The 20,907-nt window shown below is 62.8% G+C and carries 13 protein-coding genes; 8 read left to right on the top strand and 5 right to left on the bottom strand.

All coding sequences use genetic code 11. From position 1 onward, the window contains the following. The 3 genes from P406_RS19690 to P406_RS19680 form a co-directional block, all read right to left on the bottom strand. Positions 1-7,869 (bottom strand): non-ribosomal peptide synthetase, encoded by a 7,869-nt coding sequence (locus P406_RS19690; RefSeq protein WP_046237096.1) that lies wholly within the window; start codon positions 7,867-7,869, stop codon positions 1-3. After that, positions 7,866-11,276, bottom strand: coding sequence for a non-ribosomal peptide synthetase (locus P406_RS19685; protein WP_046237095.1), 3,411 nt, complete (start codon positions 11,274-11,276; stop codon positions 7,866-7,868). Before P406_RS19685 ends, P406_RS19690 begins: the two co-directional genes overlap by 4 nt. A 262-nt stretch (positions 11,277-11,538) precedes the next feature. After that, positions 11,539-12,516, bottom strand: a complete 978-nt coding sequence (locus tag P406_RS19680; protein ID WP_024959262.1) for a TauD/TfdA family dioxygenase — start codon at positions 12,514-12,516, stop codon at positions 11,539-11,541. A gap of 296 nt (positions 12,517-12,812) precedes the next feature. Between P406_RS19680 and P406_RS19675 the strand changes: the two genes are divergently transcribed. From P406_RS19675 to P406_RS19640, 8 genes are read left to right on the top strand one after another with little or no spacing between them, the layout of a single operon-like run. Continuing rightward, positions 12,813-14,036, top strand: a complete 1,224-nt coding sequence (locus P406_RS19675) for a PepSY-associated TM helix domain-containing protein (RefSeq protein WP_003409769.1) — start codon at positions 12,813-12,815, stop codon at positions 14,034-14,036. Beyond that, on the top strand, positions 14,033-14,578 hold the full coding sequence (locus P406_RS19670; RefSeq protein ID WP_003409767.1) for a PA2404 family protein: 546 nt from the start codon (positions 14,033-14,035) through the stop codon (positions 14,576-14,578). The genes P406_RS19675 and P406_RS19670 overlap by 4 nt, the downstream gene beginning before the upstream one ends. Then, complete coding sequence (locus P406_RS19665; protein ID WP_003406932.1) at positions 14,575-14,907, top strand: hypothetical protein; 333 nt, start codon at positions 14,575-14,577, stop codon at positions 14,905-14,907. Before P406_RS19670 ends, P406_RS19665 begins: the two co-directional genes overlap by 4 nt. Then, positions 14,904-15,470, top strand: a complete 567-nt coding sequence (locus P406_RS19660) for a DUF6162 family protein (protein WP_046237094.1) — start codon at positions 14,904-14,906, stop codon at positions 15,468-15,470. The genes P406_RS19665 and P406_RS19660 overlap by 4 nt, the downstream gene beginning before the upstream one ends. Positions 15,471-15,505: 35 nt before the next feature. After that, the gene (locus tag P406_RS19655) at positions 15,506-16,438 is read left to right on the top strand and encodes a metal ABC transporter substrate-binding protein (protein ID WP_046237093.1); all 933 of its coding nucleotides are present in this window, start codon (positions 15,506-15,508) and stop codon (positions 16,436-16,438) included. Beyond that, a complete protein-coding gene (locus tag P406_RS19650) occupies positions 16,435-17,199 on the top strand; it encodes a metal ABC transporter ATP-binding protein (protein ID WP_046237092.1) in 765 nt (254 codons plus the stop codon). The genes P406_RS19655 and P406_RS19650 overlap by 4 nt, the downstream gene beginning before the upstream one ends. Continuing rightward, a complete protein-coding gene (locus tag P406_RS19645; protein ID WP_004418348.1) occupies positions 17,199-18,098 on the top strand; it encodes a metal ABC transporter permease in 900 nt (299 codons plus the stop codon). Before P406_RS19650 ends, P406_RS19645 begins: the two co-directional genes overlap by 1 nt. Then, on the top strand, positions 18,099-19,016 hold the full coding sequence (locus P406_RS19640) for a metal ABC transporter substrate-binding protein (RefSeq protein ID WP_046237091.1): 918 nt from the start codon (positions 18,099-18,101) through the stop codon (positions 19,014-19,016). Between the two features lie 136 nt (positions 19,017-19,152). Here P406_RS19640 and P406_RS19635 read toward each other — a convergent pair whose 3' ends face one another. Beyond that, positions 19,153-19,371 carry an MbtH family protein gene (locus P406_RS19635; RefSeq protein ID WP_003304661.1) on the bottom strand — a complete coding sequence of 73 codons (219 nt, stop codon included), beginning with the start codon at positions 19,369-19,371 and terminating at the stop codon, positions 19,153-19,155. A gap of 80 nt (positions 19,372-19,451) precedes the next feature. Beyond that, positions 19,452-20,864, bottom strand: a complete 1,413-nt coding sequence (locus P406_RS19630; RefSeq protein ID WP_046237090.1) for an aspartate aminotransferase family protein — start codon at positions 20,862-20,864, stop codon at positions 19,452-19,454. Between the last annotated feature and the right edge of the window lie 43 nt (positions 20,865-20,907).

Raw genomic sequence — 20,907 nt, 5'->3', positions numbered from 1 at the left:
CTAAGCAATCAAATTATCAATTTCCTCCGCTGATAAACGTTTGAGTGCCTCCAGTGATTTAGTCAATTCGTCCTGCGCGTGGTCACTTTCGCCATTTTTTTCCTGCAGCGTGGCGCAGAAGTCCGCCAGCAGCGGTTGCTCGAAGACATCCTTGAGGCTGACCTCGTGCTGCAACTGTTCGCGCACCCGCACGAGCATCTGCACCGCCAGCAGCGAATGGCCGCCGAGCTCGAAAAAGTTGTCGCTGCGCCCGACCCGCTCGACCTTCAACACATCGGCCCAGATCGCCGCCAGTTGCTGCTCCAGCTCACCCTGCGGAGCGCTGTAGGTGGCCTGCAACTGGCTGGCGTCCGGCGCTGGCAACGCCTTGCGATCCAGCTTGCCGTTGGCGGTCAGCGGCATGCTGTCGAGGACGATGAAATGGGTGGGCACCATATAATCGGGCAAGTGCGCCCTCAGTTCATTTTTCAGCGTTTCACGAAGGCCCTGCTGATCCTGATCAGGCTCGGTAGGCACGAGGTACGCCGCCAATTGCCCTTGCAGCGCCAGCACGCTCACCTCACGCACGGTCGGGTGCGCTTGCAGCCGCGCTTCGATTTCGCCCAGTTCGATGCGGAAGCCGCGAATCTTCACCTGGTGGTCGATGCGCCCGACGTAGTCGATCATCCCGCCAGCCCGATAACGCGCTAGGTCACCGGTGCGATACAGGCGGCCACCCTCGCTGGAAAACGGGTCCGGCACAAAGCGTTCGGCGGTCAGCGCGGCGCGATTGTGGTAACCCCGTGCCAGACCGGCATGGCCGATGTGCAGCTCGCCGCTGCAGCCCAGAGCGACCGGATTGAAATCAGCGTCCAGCACGCACCACGACAGGTCGGGAATCGCCTCGCCAATCGGGCTGGCCGGGTTGTGCGTGTCGGCCAGCGTGATCGGTCTGTAGCTCACGTGCACGGTGGTTTCGGTGATGCCGTACATGTTGATCAGTTGCGGTGTCTGATCGCCGAAGCGTTCGAACCACGGCTTCAGGCTGGCGACGTCCAGCGCTTCGCCGCCGAAGATGACTTTCTGCAGCGACAGCGGTAGCGATGAATCACAGGCCACGCGCATCAGTTGCTTGAACGCCGAGGGTGTCTGGTTGAGCACTGTGACCTGCTGTTCGATCAGCAGCGCATGGAAATCTTCCGGCGAACGGGTCACTTCACGGGGCACGATCACCAGTCGGCCGCCATGCAGCAGCGCGCCGAAAATCTCCCACACCGAAAAGTCGAAGGCGAAGGAATGGAACAGTGTCCACACGTCCTTTTCGCTGAATTCGAACCACTCATCCGTGGCCGCGAAAAGGCGCATCAGGTTGTGATGGGCGAGCAAGGTGCCTTTCGGTTTACCGGTCGAACCTGAGGTGTAAATCACGTAGGCCAGGTTGTCCGGCGTGGTCTGGTTGAGCGGGTTTTCGGTGCTGTAATCGTCCAGCGCATCAGCCAGATCCAGCGTCCGAACGTGCGTCGGGATCGGCAACTGACCCAGCAAATGCGCCTGAGTCAGCAACAATTCGATACCGCTGTCCTGCATCAGGAAACTCAAGCGATCCTGCGGGTAATCCGGGTCCAGCGGCACGTAAGCACCACCGGCCTTGAGGATGGCCAGCAGGCCGACAATCATCTCCAGACTGCGCTCGGCGGCCAGCCCGACGCGCATATCCGGGCCGACACCCAACTCGCGCAGTTTGTGCGCCAGTTGGTTGGCACGCTGGTTGAGTTGCCGGTAACTCAGTTGCTGATCGCCAAAACTCAGGGCGATGGCTTGCGGGTTACGCCCGACCTGGGCTTCGATGCGTTGATGCGCGCAGTGCTCGCTCGGGTAGCGCTGCACGCTTTGCGTCCAGGCGGTCGGCAATGCCAGTTCGCCGAGTGGCGTGGTTGCCGATGCGCAGAGGCTCTGCAGCAGGTGATCGAAATGCGCCGCCAGTTGCAGAATGCCTTCGGCGCTGAAGTGCTGGCGGTCGTAGCTGAAACGCACCGACAGCACCTCATTGGCCTCGACCACCAGGGTCAGCGGGTAATGCGCCTGCTCCTGATTGCGCAGGTCGCTGAAGGCCAGACCGTCCGGCGCGCGCTGCAGGGCTTCGGACACCGGGTAGTTTTCGAACACCAGAATGGTGTCGAACAACGCCTCGCCACTGTTACGCGCCCAGCGCTGGATGTCATACAGCGGCGTGTGCTCATGCTCGCGCAGGGCAAGGTTCTTCGCCTGCACCTGCTGCACCCAGTCGGCCACCGTCTGTTCGGCACGCGGACTGGCGATGACCGGCAAGGTGTTGATGAACAGCCCCAGCTGTTCTTCGACACCCGGCAACTCGGCCGGACGCCCGGCCACGGTCGCGCCAAAGTTCACGCTGGACTGGCCGGTATAGCGTTGCAGGAGCAACAGCCAGGCCGATTGCAGCAGCGTATTGAGGGTGACGCGCTGCTCGCGGGCAAACGCGTTCAGGCGTCGGGTGCCATCGGCATCGATCAACTGGATGTAATCGCCGTAGCCCTGCTCCTCGGCCGAAGACTTGAACGCTTGCAGCAAGCGGGTCGGCTCGTCCAGTTCCGCCAGCTCCGCAGTCCAGAAACGCTGGCTGAGGGCGGCATCCTGATGCTGCAGCCACTGAATGTAATCACGATAGCGGCCTGCCTGTTTCGCTGGCATCTGCCCGCTGTAGCGTTGCAGCACTTCACCGAGCAGGCGCGAGCTGCTCCAGCCATCCATAAGGATGTGGTGGCTGGTGTAAACCAAATGCCACGCGTCGTCGGCGGTGCGCAACACGGCCAGGCGCAACAATGGCCCTTGCGCCAGATCGAAGCCTTGCTGACGGTCGGCCTGCGCCCAGTCGTCGAGCCAGCTTTCCGGCTGGCCACGCGCATCCAGTTCGACAAAGGGCACCTCCACCTGACGCTGCACCACTTGCAGCGACTGCTCGCGCTGGCTGACAAAACAGCTGCGCAGCACGTCGTGCTTGTCCACCGCGGCCTGCCAGGCGTTGCGGAAACGCGGCACATCCAGCCCGCGAATGTCCACCCGCAACTGGTTGATGTAGTTGCCCGCGTCTTCATCGAACAGCGAATGAAACAGCATGCCCTGCTGCATCGGTGACAGCGGGTAGATATCCTCGATCTGGCCCGCCGCAATCGGCAGACCGTCAAGCTGCGCCTGGGTGAGGCGCGCCAGCGGGAAGTCCGATGGCGTGACGCCTTGATGCCCGGCCGTGCAATGTTCGATCAGGGTGGTCAGCGCCTGCTCGTAGCGACGCGCCAGGGTGTCGATGGTCGAGGCGTGATACACCTCGCGGCTGAAGCTCCAGTCCAGTTGCAACTGGCCGTCGAACACCTGGCCGTTGAGGCTCAGCCAGTTGCCCAGCGGCCCGTCTTCGCACAGCGCAGTGCCTGCACTGTCGGCACTCGGTACGAACAGCGCGCCTTGGTGTTCGTTGAAGCTGCCGTCGAACTGGCCCAGGTAATTGAACGTAGCCCGCGCCTGCGGCAAGGCGGCCAATTGCTGCGCGAAAGACACCTCGCCCATATAGCGCAACACGCCGTAACCAATGCCCTTGTCCGGCACCGCACGCAATTGCTCCTTGATGCCACACAGGCTTGCACCCGGCGCGATCTGCGGCGTGAGACGCACCGGAAACAGGCTGCTGAACCAGCCGACGGTGCGGCTCAGATCAGTGTCGTCGAACAGGTCTTCGCGACCATGCCCTTCCAGCTGGATCAGCACCGAGGGCTGCTGGCTCCATTCGCAGAGGACCTGGGCCAGCGCCGTGAGTAGCAGGTCGTTGACTTGCGTGCGGTACGCGGCGGGCGCGACTTTCAGCAGCTTGTGGGTCAGGTCCCTGCTCAGCCAGGAAGATGCATGGGCCGCATCGCGATTGCGCATCGTGCCTTCGGGCTTGTCGCGAGGCAGCGGCTGGTCGGCGCCCTGAAAGGCCTGCAGCCAGTAATCACGCTCGGCCTTCAGCTTCTGGCCGGCCGCATACTGTTGCAATTGCTCGGCCCAGCGCTGGAGCGACGTGGTTTTTGCCGCGAGTAATACTGGCTGGCCTTGCGCCAGGGCGAAGTACGCCTGTTGCAGGTCTTCCAGCAACACCCGCCATGACACGCCGTCCACCAGCAGATGATGAATCACCAGCAACAAGCGCTGTTCGCCTTGCGGCAGGTTGATCAGCACGGCACGCAATAGCGGGCCGTTTTTCAGGTCCAGGCTGCGTTGCGCCTCATCGGCCAGCTCAGACAAACGCTCGATGCTGTCCAGCTCATGGGTCCAGAGCAGCTCACGAGTGTTCAGCGCGCCGAAGGTGGCCTGCCATTGCCCGTTCTGCTGGCTGAAACCCAAGCGCAACGCGTCGTGCTGCTCGATCAGCGCAGTCAATGCACACTGAAGATGAGTAGCCTCCAGCGCTTGCAACGGCTTGAGCATCAGCGCCTGATTCCAGTGCTGGCGCTCAGGGATGTCCAGTTCGAAAAATCGCGCCTGGATCGGCAGCAACGGCAGCGAACCGCTGATCTGTTCTGCCAAGGCGGCGGGCTTTTTCTGAATCAGTTTCGCCACCGAAGCCAGTTGGCCGATGGTCTGCTTTTCGAACAGCTGTTTGGGGCTGAGCTTGATGCCCTGACGCTTGGCGCGGGCAATGATCTGCAGGCTGAGAATCGAATCGCCGCCCAGTTCGAAGAAGTTGTCAGTGCTGCCCACTTGCTCCAGCTTGAGGACATCCGCCCACACGGCAGCGAGCTTTTCCTCGATCTCGCCGACCGGCGCGGTGTAACGCTGTTTGACCACCCCGGGTCTGGGCAAGGCGCGCTTGTCGAGCTTGCCGTTGGCGGTCAGCGGCAGACTGTCCAGCAGCATGATCTGCGCGGGCACCATGTAGTCCGGCAAGCGCGCAGCCAGTTGCTCGCGCAGGCTGTCGACATTCAGATTCGCCCCGCTTGCCGCGACGCAATAGGCCACCAGTTGCAGGCGGGTCTGATCGTCATCGACGGGCAACGCCAGTACGCTGACCTGCGCCACCGAAGCCAGGCCTAGCAGCACCCGCGCGACCTCTGCCGGCTCGACGCGATAGCCGCGCACCTTGACCTGATCGTCGGCCCGGCCGATGAATTCCAGCAGGCCCTGATGATTGCGGCGCATGCGGTCGCCGCTGCGGTAGACGCGCGTGCCGTCGCCCGCGAACGGGTCCGGCACGAAGCGCTCGGCGGTCAGCGCAGGCTGGCCGATATAGCCCAGCGCCACGCTGTCGCCGCCGATGTACAGCTCACCGGCGACCTGAGTGCCCACAGGGTTCAACACGTCGTCCAGCACATAGGCGCTGGCCCCAGGCAACGATGTGCCGACTGGCACGCTGCGCAGAGGGTCGCCAGCGTGCACCCCAGTGGATACACATACATCCTGTGGGAGCGAGCCGGGCGACATCAGCACCTCATAAGTCAGCACACCCACAGTGGTTTCGCTCGGCCCGTAGTGGTTGATCACCCGGCAACCCGGCTTGAGCTGACGCACCTGCTCGATCAGCGCTGGCGAGCAGGCTTCGCCGCCGACAATCAGTGCATGCTGCGGCAGTACGTCGGCTGGCTGGCCGGCCTGCAACAGCGCGGCCAGATGACCGGGGACGATTTTCAGCACGCCCACCTGATGCTCGGCCATGTAGGCCGCAAAGGCATCCGGATCGAAACCCAGCGCCTCGGTCAACACGTGCAGCGTGCGTCCCGAACACAGCGCGCCGAACAGCACGGTATGGCCGAGGTCGGCAGCGATGGTCGAGACCAGCGCCATGCTCGCCTCGGGTGCCAGTTGCAGCTGTTCCAGCAGGCCGCGCAGGTAACTGGCCAGCGCGCTTTGGCTGACCAGCACACCTTTTGCCTGGCCAGTCGAGCCGGAGGTATGAATCACGTAGGCCGCCGAATCGGCTGAAGGCCGGGTGTCAGGGCGACTGACAGGCAGGTCCTGCCACAGCGCAGGCGTCCAGGTCAGGCCCTGACAACCGGCAACACCCAGCGACGTCTGCCGCACATCGCCCTCGGCACACAGCAATACTCTTGCCTGCGCATTGACCAGCATCTGTTGCAGTCGCGCATCGGGGGCTTTGACGTCCAGCGGCATGTACACGCCGCCGGCCTTGAAAATTGCCAGCACGGCCGTCAGCCAGTCCAGCGAACGCTCCATCAATACTGCGACCGGCTGGCCCTCGCTGATGCCCATGCGGATCAAGTGATGGGCCAACTGATTGGCGGCCTGCTCCAGTTGCAGCGTGGTCAGCGTGCGCTCCAGACAGCGGGCTGCCTGGGCATGAGGTTGCCGTTCGACCTGTCGGTCCCACAGTTGCAGCATGTGCAGCGCGGGTTCGCGAGCGTCGCGCCTCGGCTCGACCGCCAGTGCTCCCAGGCTGAACAGCGGTGCCTGCGGCGCGTCGAGCAGGGTTTCGAACAGCGCGAGCAGTTCCGGGATGAAACCTTCGACGGTGGTGCGTCGATACAGGTCGCTGGCGTAGGCCATGTCGCCGTGGATCAGTGTGCCGTCGTCAGTGATGTCCAGCGCCAGATCGAAATGCGCGCCCTGTTTGTCGAAGGCATATTCGCTGACCTCCAGCCCGGCCAGCCTGAGCGCGGTTTTCTGCTTGAGGACCACGTTCTGGTTGAACTTGGCCTGGAAAAGCGGGTTGTGGCCCAGGCTGCGCTCGGGTGCCAGTTGATCGACCAGTTGCTCGAAGGGCACGTCCTGATGTGCCTGCGCACCGAACGAGGTGTCGCGAATCTGCGCCAGCAGGTCAAGGTAGCTCAGGCGTTCGTCCACCTGGCAGCGCAAAACCTGAGTATTGATGAAGAAGCCGATCAGCCCTTCGGTTTCCGCGCGACCGCGGTTGGCATTCGGCACGCCGATGCGGATATCGCGCTGCCCGGCCTTGCGCGACAGAAACAGCGAAAAGCCGGCCAGCACCAGCATGAACAGGGTCATGCCCTGCGTGCGCGCAAAGGCGTTGAGCCGCCGCGACAGATCTACACCGAAATCGAAACGCAGGTGCTCGCCCTGATGGCTCTGCGTGGCCGGACGCGGGAAATCCGGTGCGGCGTCCAGCAGCGGTTGTTCGTCACCCAACTGGTTACGCCAGTAGTCCAGCTGACGTGCGCCCTCGCCCGCCTCCAGCCAGCTACGCTGCCAGATCGCATAATCGGCGTATTGCAGCGGCAGTTCCGGCAGCGCGGGCTCGCGGCCTTCGCAGTACGCCTGATAGCAGTGCACGAACTCCTGAATCATCACGTCCATCGACCAGCCGTCGGAGACGATGTGGTGCATGCTCACGATCAGCACATGCTCATCATCCGCGAGGCGAAACAGGTGCGCGCGCAGCAGCGGCCCCGTGCGCAGATCAAACGCCTGGCCCGTGACGGTGGCCACTTGCAGCGCCAGCTCGGCATCGCGCAGTTCGACATCGGCCAGACCGGCCAGATCAATGCTCTCCAACGCGACTGTCTGGTCGTGCAGCAGCACTTGCTGTGCCTGATCGCCATCAGTGTGAAACACCGTGCGCAGCACCTCGTGGCGCTCGATCAGGTGATCGAATGCACGGCGCAACGCTGACTCGTTCAACGTGCCGCGCAGACGCAGGCCGGTGGTCATCTTGTACGCGTCGCTCGAGGGATCGAGCTGCCAGAGGAACAGCAGGCGCTGCTGAGCGAAGGACAGCGGAATGGCGCTGACATCATGCCGACTGACCGGCACCGGCAACAGGCTGAAATCCTTGCCTTCCTGGCGCAACCGGGCGAGGAACTGTTGGCGTTGCTCCAGCGACAGGCCGACAAAACGTTTCGCGATGCGTGCAGCAGTGGTCCCGGTCATGCGCCGAATTCCTCCAGTGAATCCATGAACTGGTCCATGTCGCTCCAGTCGTTGTCCGTGCTGTTGTCGGTCAGCGCTGCCACTTCGACGGCGAGCTCACTGAGCAGCGGTTTTTCAAACAGGGTGCGCAGCGGAAGGCTGATGCCCAGTTGCGTCTTGATCCGGGCGATGACTTGCGCGGCGAGCAACGAATGCCCGCCCAGTTCGAAAAAGTGATCGTCCAGGCCCACCTGGGGCGCATGCAGGACGTCCGCCCAGATGGCCGCCAGGCAGATTTCCACCTCGCTGTGCGGCGCCCGATAACGCGCCTGCAACTGACTTGCGTCGGGGGCAGGCAATGCCTTGCGGTCCAGCTTGCCGCTGGGCGTCAGGGGCAGCTCGGGCAACAGCAGCATGTGCGTCGGCACCATGTAATCCGGCAGGAAGGCTTGCAACTGGCTGCGAATGCTTTGGCGCAGGGCCAACTGTTCGGCCTCTGTGGAGGCGGCAACGTCCGGCACCGCGTAGGCGACCAACTGCGTGCTACCCGCCAGTTCGACGGCCAGCACCACGGCCTCGCGCACGCCCGTGCATTGCTGCAGGCGCGATTCGATTTCGCCCAGCTCGAGGCGGAAACCGCGAATCTTCACTTGATGATCGACCCGGCCGATGTACTCGACAGCGCCATCGGCACGCAGTCGGGCGCGGTCGCCGGTACGGTACAGGCGCTCACCGCTGACAAACGGATCGGCGACGAAACGTTCGGCGCTCAGACCGGGCTGGGCGTGATAACCCCGCGCCAGACCAGGACCGCCGATGTACAGCTCGCCCACCGCACCTTGCGGCAGCAGGTTCATTTGATCGTCGAGAACGTACAGGCGTCGTCCTGCCAGCGCCTGGCCAATCGGCACGCCGCGCCAGGACACCTGCTGCGGGGTCAGCGTGCTGCAATCATGGATGCTCGACACCACGGTGGCTTCGGTCGGGCCATAGGTATTGAGCAGGCGTACATGCCCCAGCCCGGCCTTGTGCCACAGGCGCAGACCCTCGACGGCCATGGCTTCGCCGCCAACATGCACCTGCCGTAGCGCGCCGTAATGCGCGGGCGGGCTGGCGGCGAAGTCCTGAACCAGCGTCAGCCAATAGGCCGCGGGCAAGTCGGCGAGGGTCACGCCGTGCTCGGCGATGGCCTGATGGAAGGTGGCGCTGTCCCACAAGCGCTCGTCACGCAGAACGACGGCCGCACCGCGACACAACGGTGGGTAGAACTGCTCGACGAAGCCATCGAAGCTGTGGGTGGCGAACTGCAGGACCCGGTCGCCTTCGCGCAGGTCACTGTAGCTCGCCCCCAGGGTGACGAACTCGGCCAGCGCCGCATGACTGATCGCCACGCCTTTGGGCCGCCCGGTCGATCCCGAGGTGTAAATCACGTAGGCCAGACTGGCCGGATCGATCGGGCCGTCGAGGTTTTGCACGCTGGCGGTTTCGCTGTTCATCCGATCGATGCACAGGCATTGCATGTCAGCCAATTCAGGCAGCCTGGTCAGCTGATCGCTATGGGTCAGCAGCAGTTTCACGCCACTGTCCTCGACTACATGACGCAAGCGTTCGCGCGGCGCATTCAGGTCCAGCGGCACATAGGCACCGCCAGCCTTGAGCACGGCGAGCAGCGCCACGGGCATGTCCAGCGAACGACCCAGCGCCACGCCGACCAGCACGTCCGCACCGACACCCTGCTCGCGCATCTGCCAGGCCAGACGGTTACTGCGCTGGTTCAGTTCGGTGTAGCTCAGGCTCGGCGATTGACCTTCACGGGCGAGGATCAGTGCCGGGGCCTGCGGCGTGCGCTGTACTTGTGCCTCGAACTGGCGATGCGCGGGAGTTGTGGTGTCGGCTTTGGTGGCATTGTCGACATCCAGCAGTTGCGTGTGTTCGTCGGCCGAGAGCATCGACAGCTCGGCGATGGTCTGCAGCGGGTCGGCACAGACAGAAGCCAACAGGTTGCGCCAGTGCCCGGCCAGACGAGCGATGGTCGACTCGTCAAAAATGTCGGTGGCGTAGGTGAAGGCGGCATGCAGCTGCTCGCCTTCACCGCTGGTGGCCAGCATCAGGTCGCTGGCGGCGGCGTGCGAGCGCTGCGCCAGTGCCTGTTGTTCGGCGGGCAGATTGGCCACGCGCAGGCCGCCGCTCAATTGCTTGTCGAGCAGGTCGGCCACCACCGGCTGGTGATTGAACATCACCTGAAATAAAGGGTTATGGCTCTGGCTGCGCTCCGGCTGCAGGGCGTCGATGATCGCATCGAACGGTAGCTCCTGATGCGCCTGGGCACCGGTCGAGGCGTCGCGCACGATATTCAACAGATCGACGAAGCGGGTCTGCGCCGTCACTTCACTGCGCAGTACCTGAGTATTGATGAAGCAGCCGATCAGCCCTTCGGTTTCGCTGCGGGTGCGGTTGGCGATCAGGCCGCCGACACGAATGTCGGTCTGCCCGCTGTAGCGATGCAGCAGGCTTTTGAAGGTCGCCAGCAGCACCACGAACAGGGTCACGCCCTGGCGTTGCGCGAGGCTTTTCAGGTTGCGCAGCAGCTCGGGTTCCAGTGCCAGCTCCAGGCGAGCGCCGTCGTGACTGGGCAAGGCCGGATGTGGACGGTCGGTGGGCAGCTCCAGCAGCGGATGCTCTTCGCCCAGGTGGCTGCGCCAGTAGTCCAGCTGACGCGCCTGCTCACCGGCTTCCAGCCAGCTGCGTTGCCAGACCGCGTAATCGCGGTACTGCACGAGCAGCGGCTGAAAAGGCAGCGGTTTACCGGCCAGCAGCGCGTCGTAGCCGCGCAGCCATTCGTCGATCAGCACGTTCATCGACCAGCCATCGGTGATCATGTGGTGCAGGTTGAGCAGCAGCAGGTGCTCCTGTTCGGCCAGACGCAGCACCTGCACGGTGAACAGCGGCCCGCGCTGCAGATCGAAGGTTTGCGCGGCCTGTTCGGCCATGGCCTGACGCGCACTGGCCCAGCGCTGCTCGGGCGGCAAGGCGCTCAGGTCGGTCAGGCGGATGCTCACTGGCGCTGGCGGCGCAACACGCTGAAACGCCCGGTCGCCCTCCTGGCCGAAGGTGGTGCGCAGGCTTTCATGTCGTTCGACCAGCGCACTGAAGGCCCGCTCCAGCAAAGGCAGTTCCAGCGGACCGTTCAGGCACACCGACATCGGCAGGTTGTAGGCCGCGCTGTGCGGGTCCAGTTGCCAGAGAAACCACATGCGTTGCTGGGCATAGGACAGACCGTCACGCTCGGCCAGCCCGGCACAGGAAGGGATCGGGAACAGCGAGAAATCCATGTTTTCCTTGCGCATGCCGTCGAGGAACAAGCGGCGTTTTTCAAGGGGTAACTCGACAAAACGGCGAGCGAGTTTCTGGGCGTGTTCGGGGTTCATGGGTCGATCCTTGCTGAGTGGGGCTGACCGTCGGGCGGGGTCGTATCAACAAGAACGAATTGGCGAGGAAATATTTAGAAAGGTTTGTCGAGGGGTGCGGCTCTGCATTGCACTGCGCACTCAAGAGAGGACGCGGAGCGTCCAGAACTGCATGCCTACGCGGAGCGCAGGCACGATAATCAATAGCTGGACACTTATCGTCCCACTCGCTCAAACGTGACTATCGTGCCTACGCTCCGTTAGCACGATGATCTGACGGCGTTTACTTATCCGAATGCCCCTGTGCCATGGCGACCACCACTTTGCGTTTGCCGGTGAAGGGTGCGCGGGAGTGGGCGGTGAGCATGTTGTCGAGCATCAGGACGTCGTTTTCCAGCCATGGGAAGCTGACGGTGCATTCGTCGAGTACGCCGCGGATTTCGTCCAGCAGGGTTTCTTCGAGGGGCGAGCCGTCGCCGTAGTAGACGTTGCGCGGCAGGTCTTCTTCGTCCACTACGTCGAGCAGGGTTTCGCGCACTTCCGGTTGCAGGTTGGAGATGTGGAACAGGTGCGCCTGGTTGAACCAGACGGTGTCGTGGGTCACCGGGTGGCGCGATACCGCCTGGCAAATCTGCCGGGTGCGCAGTTCGCCGTCATCTTTCCATTCGCACTCGATGTTGTGCGCCCGGCAGTAGGCTTCGACCACGCGCTCGTCTTCGCTGTTGAACACCTGACTCCATTCCACATCGAGCCCGTTGCCGTAGTTACGCACGTACATCAGTTTTTTTTCGACAAAGCGCTCGCGAATGCGCGCAGGAATGCGTCGGTAGATTTCGCGGCTGTCGGCGATCGGTGTTTCGCCGCCTGTCTGCGCCGCGATCATGCTGTAGAACCAGATCTTCATCGGCCATTCCAGCGTGTAGGCCTGCTCGTTGTGCAGCGGGATGCTCTGGTGCGCCGGGTACTCGGTCGAGGTGTACACACCTTTGGTGACGTTGCTGCGTGGTGTAGAGCCGAACTCGTAGTTGAGCAGCGGATCGCCGAAACCGGCGGCGAACTCGCGAAACGCTTCCGCACCGCCCACCTCGAAGCCGCGAAACAGAATCCCGCCTGCGCTATACAGGTGCCCGGCGACCAACGGCTTGAGTTCGCCCAGCGCTTCCATCAAGTCCAGACCGGGCTCGGGTGCCTGCACCAGCATCGGCAAGCTGCCCGCCCCTGCCAGCAACGGCCGGATATCCAAACTCAACGCATGACTCATGATGTCTCTCCCTTGATGGCAAAAGCGCCCGAGCCCCTGCGGCCTGGCGCAACACCAATGTCCAGATTGAACGTACTGCGCTGCTGGAAAATTAGCCGTACCGCCCTATTCATGCGGCATGCGGAGGTGTACCGCGGCGCTGAAACAATTTTTTGCATTTAAACGCAAAAAATTCCTATAGGAATTCAGTTCTCATTCGTCTTTAACTTAATGCGAGGCTTTTATACCGCCCGCGCGTACAGACAGAGGGGACCGCCCTGCGGCCGCTCCACATCGTGAATCGAGATTGTTTATCCATGTCGAAGAAGTCCCGTTCAAAAATCTGGTTTCTCGTCCACAGCTGGCTGGCCCTGCCGATCTGGTTCTTCGTGCTGATCGTTTGTGTGACCGGCACGCTGGCCGTGGTCAGCAAGGAAATCATGTGGCTGGCCAACCCGGAGATGCGTGACAACCGCCCTTCCGACGACGCCCAGCGCCTGAACTTCGAACAGATTCGCGCAACCATCGAACGCAACCAACCGGACCTGATCGTCGGCACCATCATGCAGCCGGACGGCGACTACTTCGCCTTGAGCGTGTTCATCACCTACCCCGACGGGCGTTCGGTCCCGGCTTACGTCAACCCTTACACCGGGGTGATTCAGGGCATTACCCCGTCGTTCGACTTCCGCCGCTTCACCCGCGCGCTGCACGGCTGGTGGCTGGTGCCGTTTACCAACGGTTATTCGTGGGGCTGGTATCTGGTGTCGATTCTCGGCCTGCCGTTGCTGGCCTCACTGGTGACCGGGCTGGTGGTCTACAAGAAATTCTGGCGCGGCTTTTTCAAGCCCGTGCGTTTCAGCCAGGGCCCGCGCATTTTCTGGGGCGACCTGCATCGCCTCAGCGGCGTCTGGTCGATCTGGTTCATTGCGGTGATTTCCATTACCGGCACGTGGTTTCTGATCCAGGCGATTCTGGGCGACAACCAGATCAGTATTTCCAGCAAATCCCAGGTCGCGTCGATCATCCCGCACAGCGCCGTGCCGCTGACTGCCGACGGCAGACCCGCGCCGACCATCAGCCTGGAGCGTGCCGTGGAAATCGCCAGGGAGCGGATTCCGGGCCTGGAAGCCAGCTTCATCACACCGCCGTTCAATGCCTACAGCAACATGCAGGTGGGTGGACGCAGCTGGTATCCATTGATGTTCCAGACCGCAGAAATCAACCCGTACAGCGGCGAGATTGCCGCCTCGCACCTGCTGTCGGACCGCAACAAGCTGGAGTTCGTCACCGAGTCCATGCGCCCCCTGCACACCGGCGATTTCGGCGGCATCTGGATCAAGCTGATCTGGGCGTTCTTCGGCCTGCTGCTGAGCATGATGGTGCTCAGCGGCCTGTTGATCTGGAGCAAGCGTACTGCACTGGCGACGCTCAACGCCCTCAAGCGTGAAACCCGAACCCGCCCGGCAACGGCCGCTGCAACCCCACGAAACACCTCGCCCTCGCCGCTGGCGACCCGCACCCCGGAGAACAGCCTGTGAGCAAGGCCGCCGCTGTTACACAACCTGCATCGTCACTGAGTCGTTTCTGGCACAAATGGCGCTTCCATATCAACGTGCTGCTGGTGCTGATCCCGCTGGGTTTCATGCCCAAGTACTTTTCCGACAACGCGCTGGATCGTGGCGATCAGGGCCTTGGCCAGCGCGAAGTCGGCGAAATTCAGGTCGGCCCGTGGAGCCTGCGCCTGGCAGAAGACCGCAACGAAGCGCCGCGCCTTTCCGGCCCATCGGGCTACATGAAAAGTTTCAACGCGGCGCTGTGCAACGCCTGCATCGACCGAGTCAAGGCCACTTATCTGCGCATCGGCAAACCGCGCAGCCTGCGCACCGCCGGGGTGATTTTCTTCGGTGGCGGCTACCGCATGAGCGCCTTCATGCAGATCGCGCAAAACACCGATCCCGACGCCGAGCTTTGGATCACCATGGAAGGCTGGGACGGCGCCGTGCATCAGACTTCCATCCCCCTGCAACAGGCTTCGCCCAGCACCGTGGCGTGGCTGAAAAAACAAGGAGCCCAACCATGAGTGCCCGCCCTTCCCTGCGCTGGCTGACGGCCAGTGCCCTGTGCCTGCTTGGCCTGAGCAGCAACGCCCTGGCGCATAACCCGATGTGCGAATGCAAACAGATCGACACCGAGCAGATCCGCTGCACCGGCGGTTTTTCCGACGGCAGTGGTGCGCCGGGTGTGACCCTGGACGTGATCGGCTACGACGAAACCATCCTGGTGCCCGGCAAGCTCGGCGAAGACTCGACGGTGACCTTCAAACGCCCCGCCTCCGAGTTTTACGTGCTGTTCGACGCCGGTCCCGGTCACGTGGTGGAAATCGATCAGGCGGACATCCAGGCCCCATGAGCACACCAACCCGACACATCGTCCGTCCGGCAGGCGCCGGGCATGAAACCCTGTACGTCCTGCTGCTGTGCCTGCTGATCCTTGGCAGCGCTGCCGGCGTGATCAGCCTGCACCGTTATACTCAGGAAACGCACAGCGTCGCCAGCCATCAACTGGACGCACGACGTGACCTGAGCGCTGCGGAACAAGGCATTTACGCCGACCTGCGCGTGACCCTCGACGAAATTCGCCTGCTGGCCAGCGAGCAACAGACGCCGATCACCCCAGAGCAACTGGGCGATGAAGGCTTTGCGCCGTTCGCCAGGGATGCCAGTTCGGTGAGCCGTGGCGACCATGCCTGGCAGATGATCGAGCAGTCCTACCTGGGACTGAGCCGGACGCCGAGCGTGGCCGGTTCGTTTCTGATGCGTGTCGATTCCGGCGAGCAGCCGGACATCTGGATCAACCGCAACGCCTCGCTGGCGGCTGTCAGCGACCTCAGTGACCAGGCCTTGATCGATTCAGGCTGGAAACAGGTCGTCGCGCAATTCGATGCTGGCGTGACCCGTCAGCACCCGCACTGAAACTCCGCATTCCTTTGAAAGAAGACCGCTTGCCCATGCCTATTTCATTCAAACGCCGTCCCTTGCTGCGCGGCCTGCTGACGGGGCTGATGGTCGCCCTGCTGGCACCGTCCAGCTTCGCCGCCGAACCGGCCAAACGCCTGCGCATCGGCATTACCCTGCACCCTTACTACAGCTACGTGAGCAATATTGTCGGCGACAAGGCCGACGTTGTGCCGCTGATCCCGGCGGGCTTCAACCCGCATGCCTATGAGCCGCGCGCCGAGGACATCAAGCGCATCGGTTCGCTGGACGTGATCGTGCTCAACGGCGTTGGCCATGATGATTTTGCCGACCGCATGATCGCCGCCAGTGAAACGCCGAACATCAAGACCATCGAGGCGAACGCCGATGTGCCGTTGCTGGCGGCCACCGGGGTGGCGGCGCGAGGTGCCGGCAAAGTGGTCAACCCGCACACTTTCCTGTCGATCAGTGCGTCCATTGCGCAGGTCAACAATATCGCCCGCGAGCTGGGCAAGCTGGACCCGGACAATGCCAAAACCTACACCGCCAACGCCCGCGCCTACGGCAAGCGCCTGCGCCAGATGCGCGCCGATGCGCTCGCCAAACTGACCAAGGCACCCAATGCCGACCTGCGCGTGGCCACGGTGCATGCCGCCTACGACTACCTGCTGCGCGAATTCGGCCTGGAAGTCACCGCCGTGGTTGAACCAGCGCATGGCATCGAGCCGAGCCCGAGCCAGTTGAAAAAAACCATCGACCAACTGCGTGAGCTGGACGTGAAGGTGATCTTCTCGGAGATGGATTTCCCGTCCACCTACGTCGAGACCATTCAGCGTGAATCCGGGGTTCGGCTGTACCCGCTGTCGCATATTTCCTATGGCGAATACACCGCCGACAAATACGAAAAGGAGATGGCCGGCAACCTGGACACGGTGGTACGGGCCATTCAGGAGTCGGGCGCATGACGGCTGCACCGCAACTCGATATCGTCAGCCAGGGGCCGGGCATCGAATTCAAGCAGGTCAGCCTGACCCTCGGGCGCACCACGATTCTCGATCAGGTTCACTTCAATGTGCGCGCCGGCAGCGTACACGCACTGGTCGGCCCGAACGGCGGTGGCAAAAGCTCGCTGATCAAGACCCTGCTCGGGCAGACACCGCATCAGGGCCAATTGAGCCTGCTGTGGCCTGCCGCTCCAGGACTGATTGGCTATGTACCGCAGGCGCTGGAGTTCGACCGTGGCCTGCCGATGACCGTCGACGATTTCATGGCTGCGATGTGTCAGCGACGCCCGGCGTTTTTGGGCTTGTCGAAGCACTACGCGGCAGCGATTGGCGAGGCGCTGGAACGGGTCGGGATGCAGGACAAGCGCAAACGGCGCATGGGCGCGCTGTCCGGTGGCGAACGGCAGCGCGTGCTGCTGGCGCAGGGGCTGATTCCTGCGCCGCAGTTGCTGGTGCTGGATGAGCCGATGTCGGCGCTGGATGAGGCGGGTATTCAGGTGTTCGAGCGGTTGTTGGGTGACTGGCGCCGAAGCGGGGTCACGGTCCTGTGGATCGAGCATGATCTGGATGCCGTCAGGCGTCTGGCCGATCAGGTCACGGGGCTCAACCGACGCATCCTGTTCGACGAACCGGCCGCCACCGCGCTGACCCCGGAGCGGCTGCTGACCCTGTTTTCCGCGCACCCGCGCACGACGGATAGCAGCGCCGGGAGGATCGCGTAATGGATTACGAAACCTTTCGCCTGTTCATTCAGGGCCTCGCCTCTTCCGGTTACCTGCCCGAGGCGCTGGCCTATGGTTTCGTGGTCAACGCCCTGCTCGCCGGGCTGTTGATCGGCCCGGTGCTGGGCGGTCTGGGCACGCTGGTGGTGGTCAAGCGCTTCGCGTTTTTCTCCGAAGCCGTGGGCCATGCGGCACTGACCGGGGTGGCGATCGGCATTCTGCTCGGCGAACCCTACACCGGCCCCTATGGCGCCCTGTTCGGCTATTGCCTGCTGTTCGGCATCGTACTCAATTACCTGCGCAACCGCACCGGGCTGGCACCGGACACGTTGATCGGCGTGTTCCTGTCGGTCTCCCTGGCACTGGGCGCGAGCCTGTTGCTGGTGCTGGCCGGCAAGATCAACGTGCACATTCTGGAAAACGTGCTGTTCGGCTCGGTGCTGACCGTCAACGGCAACGACCTGCTGGTGCTGCTGATCGTCGGTTCGCTGGTCATGGGCCTGAGCCTGCCGCTGTACAACCGCATCATGCTGGCCAGCTTCAACCCGCAACTGGCGGCTGTGCGCGGCGTGGCGGTGAAGACGCTGGATTACCTGTTCGTGATTCTGGTGACGCTGATCACGGTCGCGGCGGTGAAAGTCATCGGCGCGATTCTGGTCGGTGCGTTGCTGGTGATTCCAGCGGCGGCGGCGCGCCTGTTGAGCCAGTCGCTCAAGGGCTTTTTCTGGATTTCAGTGGCCATTGCGACGCTCAGCACCCTGTGCGGCATCCTGCTGCCCATCGTCTTCGACCTGCCTGTGCCGTCCGGCGCGGCAATCATTCTGGTGGCGGGCATGGCGTTCGCCCTCGCCGCCATCGCTCGCGGCACGCTGCCGAGCCTGAAAGGGAATATTGGATAAATGCCTACGTTACGTACCTTGACCCTCGCGCTGATCATGACCGGCCTGTTCAGCAACAGCTTGCAGGCGGCCGAGAGCAAAACCGACAGTTCGCAACCGGTGCGAGTGCTGGCCAGCCTGCCGATTACCTATGGCCTGGGCGAGATACTGCTCAAGGACAGCGGTGTGGTGCTGCAGCGGGCTGCAGCGGCCAACCTTCCAGGCTCGCGTCAGACGGCGTATTTCACCGGGCGTGGTGCCGATGCCTTGCGCGGGCTGGCGAACAACGCCGACGCGGTGATCGGCTTGCGCTCGATCTGGGCCGATGACCCGCTTTACCCCAATGCACGGCGCAGCAATATTCGTATCGTCGAGATCGACGCCGCACGGCCGGTGGACGGCAGCTTGCCGGGCATCGCCGTACAGCCGGGTCAGGGCACTGACGGATTGAACAGTCAGCCGTGGCTGGCGAGCAATAACATGGGCCGTATGGCCGATGTGCTGGCAGCAGATCTGGTGCGCCTGGCACCGGCCGCCAAACCGAAAATCGAGGCCAACCTGGCGGCGTTCAAGCAGCAGCTACTCAAGCTCAGCGCCAGCAGCGAGGCCGCGCTGGCCGGTGCCGATAATTTGAGTGTGGTGAGCCTGTCGGATCGCTTCAGCTATTTGATCAGCGGGCTGAATCTGGAACTGATCGACACTCAGGCGCTGACGGACGAGCAATGGACGCCGGAAGCCTTGAGCAAATTGAGCGCGACCCTGAAGGATAACGACGTGGCCTTGGTGCTCGATCACCGCCAGCCACCCGCGCCGGTCAAGACCGCCATTGAAGCGGCTGGTAGCAAGCTGTTGGTGCTGGGGATCGATGGCGCTGACCCGCTGGCGGAGTTGCAGGGGGATATTCAGGGAATTATCGGGGGGCTGGCTGGTAAGGAGTGAGATTATCGTTCGGCACGCTCCAGCGTGGGAAATGCAGGTCGCGACGCTTTACGTCGTAGAGAGGACGCAGAGCGTCCGGAAAGGCATGCGACGCGGAGCGTCGCACGATAATCGAAGTATCCGCGCAGACCGTCAATCAGGCCGTCTGCGCTTCCATTTTCTGGCGCAGGCTCAGGGGGCGCATGTCGGTCCAGACTTCTTCGATATAGGCCAGGCATTCTTTCTTGAAGCCGCTTTTGCCCACGGTGCGCCAGCCGTTGGGGATCGCCTTGTAGTCGGGCCAGATGGAATACTGTTCTTCGTGGTTGACTACAACTTGAAAGACGATGTCTTCCCGATCGAATACTGAAGTCATTGCTGCTCTCCATTGTGTTCAGGGCTGCCGTGCCAATTCATGGCAGCTATAGGGATTGAACGTATCACTACGTCGAAAAATTAAACCTGGGCGACAGCGGCGTTCAGCGCACGACCAAAGATCTCTGCCACTTCGTCGATCTGCTCGGCGGTGATGATCAGCGGTGGCAGAAAACGTACCACGCTGGCATGTCGACCGCCCAGCTCCAGGATCAGCCCGCGCTTGAGGCATTCACGCTGGATCAGTGGGGCCAGACGCGCAAATAGCGGCGGGTGACCCTGTGCATCACGCGCACCGGATGGGTCGACCAGCTCGACACCGAGCATCAGGCCGCGCCCGCGAATATCGCCCAGTTGCGGGAAGTCACGCTGCAAGGCACGCAGATGCCCGGACAGCCGCGCGCCCATGGCTGTCGCGTGTTCGCAAATGGAGTGCTCCTGAAGATAGCGCATGACGGCAGAACCGGTAGCCATGGCCATCTGATTGCCGCGAAAGGTCCCGGCGTGAGCGCCTGGCAGCCAGGTATCCAGCCATGAACGATAGACCACAACCGCCAACGGCAAGCTGCCGCCGATGGCTTTGGACATGACCACCACGTCCGGGATGATCCCGGCATGCTCGAAGGCAAACATTTTGCCGGTGCGTGCGAAACCGCTCTGGATTTCATCGACGATCAGCGCCACGCCGGCCTTTTCGGTGATACGTCGCACGCCGCGCAGCCAGTCCAGATCAGCAGGGATGACTCCGCCCTCGCCCTGCACCACTTCAAGAATGACCGCTGCGGGCAATTGCACGCCGGCTTCCGGGTCGTTGAGCAGGTTTTCCAGATAATGCAGGTTGGCGCGCACGCCCTGTTCGCCACCAAGCCCGAACGGGCAGCGGTAATCGTAGGGGTAAGGCAGAAACTGCACGCCTGTGCCGAGCAACGCACCCAGCGGCTTTTTCGGCCCCAGGCTGCCCATCAGGCTCAACGCGCCCTGGCTCATGCCGTGATACCCCCCCTGAAATGACAACACCGTGCTGCGTCCGGTAGCGGTACGCACCAGCTTCAACGCGGCTTCCACCGCATCGGTCCCGGTCGGGCCGCAGAACTGAATCTTCGCGTCATCGGCCAGCGCTGGGGGCAGCAGGCCGAACAGGTCCTGAACGAACTGATCTTTGACCGGCGTGGTGAGGTCAAGGGTGTGCAGCGGCAACTCGTCGGCGATCACTTGCTGGATCGCTTCGATAATCACCGCATGGTTATGCCCCAACGCCAGGGTGCCCGCGCCTGCCAGGCAATCGATGAAGCGCCGCCCTTCGACGTCCTCGATGTGAATACCCTTGGCGCGTTTGAGCGCCAGCGGTATGCGTCGCGGGTAGCTGCGTGCGTTGGACTCCTGGCGACTCTGTCGGGCCAGAAGTGGCGATTCGTCGAACTGGTAGAGCGTCTCAGCCGCAGCCGGGGCAACCCGTGTCGGCTGATCATCGATAAACCTGGTAGCGACTGACATCTGTGCAACCCTCAATACGCGGCTTGAATGACCCGAAGCATGG

The sequence above is a fragment of the Pseudomonas syringae pv. coryli str. NCPPB 4273 genome (assembly GCF_000972175.1).
Taxonomy (GTDB): Bacteria; Pseudomonadota; Gammaproteobacteria; order Pseudomonadales; family Pseudomonadaceae; genus Aquipseudomonas; species Aquipseudomonas syringae.
This window is presented reverse-complemented; position numbering and strand designations above follow the sequence as displayed.

Excerpts from the sequence above, each read along its gene's own strand:
- P406_RS19665 (WP_003406932.1), top strand. The coding sequence starts at position 14,575 with ATGAGTGCCCGCCCTTCCCTGCGCTGGCTGACGGCCAGTGCCCTGTGC.
- P406_RS19630 (WP_046237090.1), bottom strand. The coding sequence starts at position 20,864 with ATGTCAGTCGCTACCAGGTTTATCGATGATCAGCCGACACGGGTTGCC.
- P406_RS19660 (WP_046237094.1), top strand. The coding sequence starts at position 14,904 with ATGAGCACACCAACCCGACACATCGTCCGTCCGGCAGGCGCCGGGCAT.
- P406_RS19635 (WP_003304661.1), bottom strand. The coding sequence starts at position 19,371 with ATGACTTCAGTATTCGATCGGGAAGACATCGTCTTTCAAGTTGTAGTC.
- P406_RS19680 (WP_024959262.1), bottom strand. The coding sequence starts at position 12,516 with ATGAGTCATGCGTTGAGTTTGGATATCCGGCCGTTGCTGGCAGGGGCG.
- P406_RS19655 (WP_046237093.1), top strand. The coding sequence starts at position 15,506 with ATGCCTATTTCATTCAAACGCCGTCCCTTGCTGCGCGGCCTGCTGACG.
- P406_RS19645 (WP_004418348.1), top strand. The coding sequence starts at position 17,199 with ATGGATTACGAAACCTTTCGCCTGTTCATTCAGGGCCTCGCCTCTTCC.
- P406_RS19640 (WP_046237091.1), top strand. The coding sequence starts at position 18,099 with ATGCCTACGTTACGTACCTTGACCCTCGCGCTGATCATGACCGGCCTG.
- P406_RS19685 (WP_046237095.1), bottom strand. The coding sequence starts at position 11,276 with ATGAACCCCGAACACGCCCAGAAACTCGCTCGCCGTTTTGTCGAGTTA.
- P406_RS19690 (WP_046237096.1), bottom strand. The coding sequence starts at position 7,869 with ATGACCGGGACCACTGCTGCACGCATCGCGAAACGTTTTGTCGGCCTG.
- P406_RS19650 (WP_046237092.1), top strand. The coding sequence starts at position 16,435 with ATGACGGCTGCACCGCAACTCGATATCGTCAGCCAGGGGCCGGGCATC.
- P406_RS19675 (WP_003409769.1), top strand. The coding sequence starts at position 12,813 with ATGTCGAAGAAGTCCCGTTCAAAAATCTGGTTTCTCGTCCACAGCTGG.